The sequence below is a fragment of the Halomonas sp. BC04 genome (genome assembly GCF_000568385.1).
In genome coordinates this window covers 24,122-31,131 of sequence record NZ_AZQX01000004.1, presented here as the reverse complement: position 1 = coordinate 31,131, position 7,010 = coordinate 24,122, and the positions used below count along the sequence as shown (strand labels likewise).

General features: G+C 59.0%; 6 protein-coding genes, 1 tRNA gene and 1 pseudogene. 5 read left to right on the top strand and 3 right to left on the bottom strand.

From position 1 onward, the window contains the following. The 3 genes and pseudogenes from Q427_RS00460 to Q427_RS00450 all read right to left on the bottom strand — a co-directional run. A pseudogene (locus Q427_RS00460) lies at nt 1-233 on the bottom strand (hypothetical protein); the annotation flags it as partial. A gap of 101 nt (nt 234-334) precedes the next feature. Beyond that, a tRNA-Gly gene (locus Q427_RS00455) sits at nt 335-408 on the bottom strand. A 429-nt stretch (nt 409-837) separates the two neighbouring features. Continuing rightward, nucleotides 838-1,245 (bottom strand): CBS domain-containing protein, encoded by a 408-nt coding sequence (locus Q427_RS00450; RefSeq protein WP_043510158.1) that lies wholly within the window; start codon nt 1,243-1,245, stop codon nt 838-840. A gap of 135 nt (nt 1,246-1,380) precedes the next feature. Between Q427_RS00450 and Q427_RS00445 the strand changes: the two genes are divergently transcribed. From Q427_RS00445 to Q427_RS00425, 5 genes are all read left to right on the top strand, one after another. Further along, nucleotides 1,381-1,965 carry a YqaE/Pmp3 family membrane protein gene (locus Q427_RS00445; RefSeq protein ID WP_331280494.1) on the top strand — a complete coding sequence of 195 codons (585 nt, stop codon included), beginning with the start codon at nt 1,381-1,383 and terminating at the stop codon, nt 1,963-1,965. A gap of 375 nt (nt 1,966-2,340) precedes the next feature. Beyond that, nucleotides 2,341-3,846 (top strand): glycerol kinase GlpK, encoded by a 1,506-nt coding sequence (gene glpK / locus Q427_RS00440; RefSeq protein ID WP_043510156.1) that lies wholly within the window; start codon nt 2,341-2,343, stop codon nt 3,844-3,846. 97 nt (nt 3,847-3,943) lie between these two features. Further along, the gene (locus Q427_RS00435; protein ID WP_043510154.1) at nt 3,944-5,032 is read left to right on the top strand and encodes an ABC transporter ATP-binding protein; all 1,089 of its coding nucleotides are present in this window, start codon (nt 3,944-3,946) and stop codon (nt 5,030-5,032) included. Further along, nucleotides 5,032-6,129: an ABC transporter ATP-binding protein gene (locus tag Q427_RS00430; protein WP_043510153.1), complete on the top strand. Its 1,098-nt coding sequence runs from the start codon at nt 5,032-5,034 to the stop codon at nt 6,127-6,129. The genes Q427_RS00435 and Q427_RS00430 overlap by 1 nt, the downstream gene beginning before the upstream one ends. Next, nucleotides 6,126-7,010, top strand: coding sequence for a carbohydrate ABC transporter permease (locus tag Q427_RS00425; protein ID WP_043510151.1), 885 nt, complete (start codon nt 6,126-6,128; stop codon nt 7,008-7,010). Before Q427_RS00430 ends, Q427_RS00425 begins: the two co-directional genes overlap by 4 nt.

Sequence of the window (7,010 nt, the reverse complement as noted above, 5' to 3'; positions counted from 1 at the left end):
AAGCGGTGCGCCCTGCGTCTCACGCCATCCAGATAGTCGTCATGGCGTATCGGATAGTTGATGATCGTATCCCACTCATGCTGGCTGAGGCGGTCTTCCAGCGCCTTGTCGAAGAGTTCGAGCAGTTGCTCGGGCTCCGTGCGATAGCGTGCAGTACGCGAAAACAGCAGAATCAGCAACATGCCGCCAATGATCAGCGTGCAGACGGCGAAGATGAGAAGATAAAGGGCCATGCAGTTGCTCGCACCGGTAGACGTCAGGGTCGCAGCAGAAGAGGGTCGATCGGCATTGCCGATGTTGCCTGGTGAGGTTGGACAGCATGCCTGCGGCGAACTGGAGCGGGTGAAGGGAATCGAACCCTCGTCTTAAGCTTGGGAAGCTTCTGCTCTACCATTGAGCTACACCCGCTGTCTGCGTTTCAATAGTAAACTCAATGCCTTATGTGAAGCAAGCGCGCGCTCTTCGTTTTGCAGACCCAGCTTTCCTAAGTGGTTGTTTTGTCGCTCAGGAGATGTGGCGTCGAGAAGCCTTGCCTGCAGGCAGCCCCGGGTGGGACTCAGGATCAAAGCGGTTGGCAAGAAAAATCTGTGTGGAGAGAGAACTTTTGTCGATTGTGCTGTCTGATCTAGTACAGACAGCAGCGCGATGGCAGTCGCTAACACTGTTGCTCTGGCTCGCAGTTTCGATCTTGCCGCCCATGTTCGCATGTGGCGGCTTTCTTTTGCGCCGGATCTGCGATGCTTTACCTTCGCACCAGGGGGCTGGCCAATGGGACGGGGATGGTGACACTGCGCCCGGTGGTCCCTGGGCACAGTGTCAGGCTGGTTAAAGGCTTATCTACTTGTGCCTCATGCGCACGATGGCAGTCAGGACATCGCGTCGAGTGACGATGCCGACCAGCCGCTCCTGCTCGACAACCGGATAGACCTTGGGCTTGTTCCCGAGCATCTCCTGGGCAAGATCGGTGATGCTCTTGTTGGGGGAAACCGACAGGACCTCGTTGCGCATCAGGTCCCTGACCAGCGGCGGTTCATCATTGAGATAGGCACTCTCGAGAACCTTCCCCATGACATCCTGTTCGGATATGAAGCCGATCAGATGGTCGTTCTTGTCGACCACGGGAACGCCCGGCAGCCGATGCAAGGCCAGGCCTTCGGCCAGGGTGGTCACGGAGGTGTTGGCGGTGACCCGATAGCAGTCCCGGGACATGATGTCGCGAACGATGGTGGGAGCCTTGGTGGGCATGGGCATCTCCTTGGCCGGTGGCACTGGGCTGGTTATGTAACCATCATAGACGAGAGCAGCCCGGGTCTGGCCATAGGGCATAAACACTTTTTCCAACGTTGATGTGATCCTGGCCCGGAACATGGAGCCCAGGCCATGACTCCAATACCGTATGCCACCTTCGAGGCCGGCTTTTCATACCGTCGTGCCGCCGTACCAGAGGAGAATGCCATGGATGCCCGGGAGTATCTGGCCAGGAAAGGCATTGGCCAGGGGCGAGAAGAAGAGCGCCCCAATACGCTGGAAGAGAAGGCATGGGAGCGAGCCCGCGGTGCCGGCTATCGTCAGCCGCATGCCGGCACGCCTCATGACTGGGAGGACTGGGAGCGCTATCACGATGACTTGGCCGAGGGTGCCGAGGCCATAGAGCAGAAGATCGACCATGATGCCCACCGCCAGCTATCCGAGCGGGAGTCGCGTGATGCGGTCCAATCATTTACTCCGCCGGATTCCGGCCATTCGCATCTCGACACGTCACCTCCACCGCAGGATTCGGCCTTGGCCGAATCCTCGATGCTTCGCGTCGCCCTGACGGTGCTGGCGGTATTGATGCCGCCTCTGGCGGTGGGGCTCTCCCATGGTGGCAGGCGGCGTGTCGCGGTGAGCCTGCTGTTGACCCTGCTGGGCTGGGTGCCCGGTGTGATCCATGCCTTCATGTGGCTGAGGCGCGTCCCAGTCTGACGTCCCTGGCCTTTCTCCATGCCCGCACTGCCTCCTTCGCTTTTTTCATTTACTCATTCATGTGCCTTTATGAGTAAAAAAGCATCAGAAATGTTCGGAAGCGAAAGGTTTTAGACGAAACCAATATGCTTTGCAGGCTGCTTCTCTTTTCCCATCAATGTCTTAAGGTGCAGGGTGGAAGGTCACTCTGTTCGGCCTAGACGAAGGTCTAAATCAAAAAACGCTCTTGGCCGTTGCCCGGACTTGGGACCTGCGCTAGTCTCGCTATCGAAATCGAACATTTTCGGTCAAGAATGATTGAAAGCGAACATTTGGGCGCATCGAGCGCAGCCTCTTTCGCCGAACCGACCCAGAACAATAACCAGGGCGAAGTGTATGTCTTCCTATCTTCTCTCCATCGATCAGGGAACCACCAGCTCCAGGGCGATTCTTTTCGACCGTGAGTTTCGCCCGGTCGCCATCTCCCAGCAGGAGCTCGCTCAGTCCTTTCCTGCAGACGGGTGGGTCGAGCACGACCCGGAGTCAATCTGGGAATCGGTGCTGTTCATCTGTCGTGATGTCCTGAGGAAAGGCAGTATCAGGGCTTGCGATCTCGCTGGCGTCGGCATCACCAATCAGCGTGAATCCACGCTGGTCTGGGATCGTGCCACTGGTGTACCGATCCACCCGGTGATCGTCTGGCAGGATCGGCGCACAGTGCAGCAGTGCGAAAGCCTTAACGCTGCCGGCTACGCAGGGGATGTCCAGGCACGTACCGGTCTATTGATCGATCCCTATTTTTCCGCCACCAAACTGGCCTGGATTCTTGACTCAGTCCCTGGCGCGCGTGAGCGGGCCAAACGCGGTGAGCTGGCCTTTGGCACCATCGATACCTTCCTGATCTGGCGATTGACCGGCGGCAGGCAGCATCTCACCGATGCGACCAATGCATCGCGGACTCTGCTCTTCAATATCCACACCCAGGAGTGGGATGAAAGGCTGCTCGAGCTGTTTGACATCCCCGCCACACTGTTGCCCGAAGTCAGGGACTCCAGTGACGACTTCGGCTTGGTCGATGCATCTCTGTTCGGCTGCGAAGTGCCGATAGCCGGCGTCGCAGGCGACCAGCATGCCGCTCTGGTTGGCCAAGCATGTTTCGAGCCGGGAATGGCCAAGAGTACCTATGGTACCGGCTGCTTCATGATGCTCAACACCGGCGAGCAAGCAGTCGTTTCAAATAATCGTTTATTGACCACACTTGCCTATCGACTCAAGGGTCGGCCTACCTATGCCATCGAGGGAAGTATCTTCGTGGCTGGTGCGACCGTGCAGTGGCTTCGGGATGGCCTGCAATTGTTCAAGGATGTCGCCGAGACCGAGCAGCTTGCCCACCAGACCCGCGCAGGTCACAGCGTCTATCTGGTTCCGGCCTTTACCGGGCTGGGTGCGCCCCACTGGGACCCGCGTGCTCGCGGTGCCATTTTCGGCCTGACCCGGGATACGGGAATTGCCGAGATCGTTGCGGCGGGCCTGCAGTCGGTCTGCTTTCAGTCCCGTGACTTGCATGTCTGCATGGGGCAGGACATTTCCCTGGGCAAGGGGCGGTTGAGGGTAGATGGCGGAATGGTATGCAACAGCTGGTTGATGCAATTCCTGGCCGACATGCTCGGACAGGAAGTGGACAGGCCGGCTGTCCTCGAGACAACGGCCCTGGGCGCAGCGTATCTAGCAGCGCTGGGGGTGGGGTGGTATCGCTCACTGGATGAGCTGGCCGCACTGTGGCAATGCGAGAGGACTTTCACACCGAGCATGACCTCTGCCGAGAGGGAATTGCTCTACGACGGCTGGCAAAGTGCCGTGCGACGCGTGAGGAGTGATCTCGGTGAGCCCGTGCTGGCTTGAGGCATGAGCCTGCCCTGGCAGGCCAGATGCTTAGCGGTCATCGCGCAGCGTGTGATGACTAACAATCCGAAATAACAACGATGACAGCGAGTTCAGCATGTCACTGATCCTGGAAAACGTCGATCACGTGGTCAATGGGGCCACACACATCGAAGGCGTCAATCTGGAGCTGGCGCCAGGCTCGTTCAATGTCCTGCTGGGAAGAACCCTGGCCGGCAAGACGACGCTGATGCGAATCATGGCCGGTCTGGAGCCTCCCACGAGCGGCCGGGTGCTGATGCATGGCGAAGACGTGACGCGCAAGTCGGTACGCAAGCGTAACGTCTCGATGGTCTATCAGCAGTTCATCAACTATCCGGCCCTCACCGTCTACGAAAACATCGCCTCACCGCTGAAGCTGGCGCGGGTGCCGCGGGAGGAAATCCGACGGCGTGTCCATGACACGGCCAGCATGCTCCATATCGAACATCTGCTAGATCGCTATCCGGCGGAGCTTTCCGGTGGACAACAGCAGCGTACCGCCATGGGCCGGGCCCTGGTCAAGGACGCCGACCTCATCCTGTTCGATGAACCGCTGGTTAACCTGGACTACAAGCTGCGTGAGGAGTTTCGTGAGGAGTTGCGTGAGCTGTTCAAGACGCGAAACTGCATCGCCGTATATGCCACGACAGAGCCCAACGAGGCTCTGGCGCTGGGCGGGCACACCGCAGTTCTACACCAAGGGCGACTGCTTCAGTACGGCCCCACCGAGGATGTCTATCATCGCCCCCGCGATGTGTTGACCGCCGAGATGTTCTCGGAACCACCCATCAACGTGGTCCCCGCCATCGTGTCGGGATCCGAGGTGACCTTCGATCGCAACGTGCACTTTTCCCTCAACCGAGACCTGGCTAGCCTGGCACCGGGCCAGTACCAGTTCGGCGTACGTGCGTCCCACATTGGGCTGGAGCGTCAGGCCGAGGACGATCTGGAGCTGGAAGTGAAGGTCGACATTGCCGAGATCAGCGGCTCGGAAACTTTTCTTCACGTACGCAACGAACTCTTCCACCTGGTGCTGCATCTGACGGGCGTGCACGAGTTTGCCGTGGACCAACCACTCAAGGTCTACTTCCCGACGCACAAGATCTATGCCTTCGACCGGCACGGCGACGTCGTGCAGATTCCGGCACGCCTAGGAGCGCACTGATGGCCCAGATCACTCTTAAGTCGCTGGCGCACAGCTACTCACCCAACCCCTCTGGCCCAGAAGACTATGCCATTCGCGAGATGGAGCACGTCTGGCACCAGGGCGGCGCCTATGCATTGCTCGGGCCGTCCGGCTGCGGCAAGTCGACTCTGCTCAATATCATCTCGGGACTGCTGACGCCCTCGGACGGAGAGGTGCTGTTCGACGATCAGGTGATGAACGAACTGCCCCCTGAGGAGCGCAACATCGCTCAGGTGTTTCAGTTCCCGGTGGTCTACGACACCATGACCGTATACAACAACCTGGCCTTCCCGCTGCGCAACGTGGGTACCCCCGAAGCCAAGGTGCGCGAGCGGGTGGCCGAGGTCGCCGACGTGCTCGAGCTCACCTCGCTGCTCAAGCGCAAGGCGCGCAACCTCACTGCCGACGAAAAGCAAAAAGTCTCCATGGGCCGTGGTCTGGTGCGAGACGATGTCTCGGCGATTCTGTTCGATGAGCCACTCACGGTGATCGACCCACAGCTCAAGTGGAAGCTCCGCCGCAAGCTCAAGGAGATCCACGAGCGCTTCAACATCACCATGATCTACGTGACCCATGACCAGCTCGAGGCCTCGACCTTCGCCGACAAGATCGCGGTGATGTACGAAGGACAAGTGGTCCAGTTCGGCACCCCACGGGAGCTGTTCGAAGTACCAGCCCACACTTTCGTCGGTTACTTCATCGGCAGCCCAGGAATGAATCTGATGGAGGTCGTGCGCACCGAAGCGGGGGTGCGGACCGGTTCCATTGACCTGGTGCTGCCTGCCGAGTGGCGCGATGCCATCCACCAGAGCCCGTCGCACAATATCAAGCTCGGCATTCGCCCTGAGTTCGTCGAAGTGTTGTCAGCCCCGGCTGACGATGCCTATCCGATCGAGATCGAAAATGTTCAGGATCTCGGAACGTATCGCATCGTGTCGTTCTCGTTTGCCGGTGTCGCGTTTCGTGCGCGCGTGGGAGAGGACCATCAGCTGGCGGGGCGCAAGGCGTTTGTCCGCTTCCCCGAAGCAAGGTTGAACCTGTACATCGATGAGTTCCGCGTGGAGGTGGGGCAATGAACAAGGTCTACAACAACCGGGCGTGGTTCTTGATCCTGCCCATGCTGCTGCTGGTGGCATTCTCCGCCATCGTCCCGCTGATGACGGTGGTCAATTACTCGGTCCAGGACGTTTTCGATGCCAATACGCGTTTCTTCACAGGAACCGAGTGGTTCGAGACGATGCTGAACAATCCGATGTTGCAGGCCGCTCTGCTGCGTCAGTTCGCCTTTTCCTTCACGATATTGGCTATTCAGGTGCCGCTCGGCATCGGTATTGCCCTGCTGATGCCAAAGCGCGGCTGGCAGGCATCTGCCGTTCTGATTCTTATCACCCTGCCCCTGCTGATCCCCTGGAACGTGGTCGGCAGCATCTGGCAGCTCTTCACCCGTGGCGACATCGGCCTGATGGGCGTCGGTATCCGCGAGCTGGGCTACGCCTACAATATTACCCGCAATCCCGCCGATGCCTGGGCCACCATCATCTTGATGGATGTCTGGCACTGGACGCCGCTGATTGCTCTGCTCTGTTATAGCGGCCTGCGTTCGATCCCCGATGCTTACTATCAGGCGGCGCGCATCGACAGGGCATCGAAGTGGGCGGTGTTCCGCTACATCCAGCTTCCCAAGTTGACCAACGTCCTGGTGATCGGCGTACTGCTGCGCTTCATGCACTCCTTCATGATCTATGCCGAACCCTTCGTGCTCACCGGGGGTGGGCCGGGAAGTTCCACCACCTTCCTTAGCCAGTCATTGACCACCATGGCCATCGGCCAGCAGGACCTGGGTCCCTCGGCAGCATTCTCGCTGATCTACTTCCTCATCATCCTGCTGGTCTGCTGGGTCTTCTACACCGCGATCATGAATAGCCAGAAAGATAAAACCACTCAGGGAGGAGCCTGA

Excerpts from the sequence above, each read along its gene's own strand:
- Q427_RS00425 (WP_043510151.1), top strand. The coding sequence starts at position 6,126 with ATGAACAAGGTCTACAACAACCGGGCGTGGTTCTTGATCCTGCCCATG.
- Q427_RS00435 (WP_043510154.1), top strand. The coding sequence starts at position 3,944 with ATGTCACTGATCCTGGAAAACGTCGATCACGTGGTCAATGGGGCCACA.
- Q427_RS00450 (WP_043510158.1), bottom strand. The coding sequence starts at position 1,245 with ATGCCCACCAAGGCTCCCACCATCGTTCGCGACATCATGTCCCGGGAC.
- glpK (WP_043510156.1), top strand. The coding sequence starts at position 2,341 with ATGTCTTCCTATCTTCTCTCCATCGATCAGGGAACCACCAGCTCCAGG.
- Q427_RS00430 (WP_043510153.1), top strand. The coding sequence starts at position 5,032 with ATGGCCCAGATCACTCTTAAGTCGCTGGCGCACAGCTACTCACCCAAC.
- Q427_RS00445 (WP_331280494.1), top strand. The coding sequence starts at position 1,381 with ATGACTCCAATACCGTATGCCACCTTCGAGGCCGGCTTTTCATACCGT.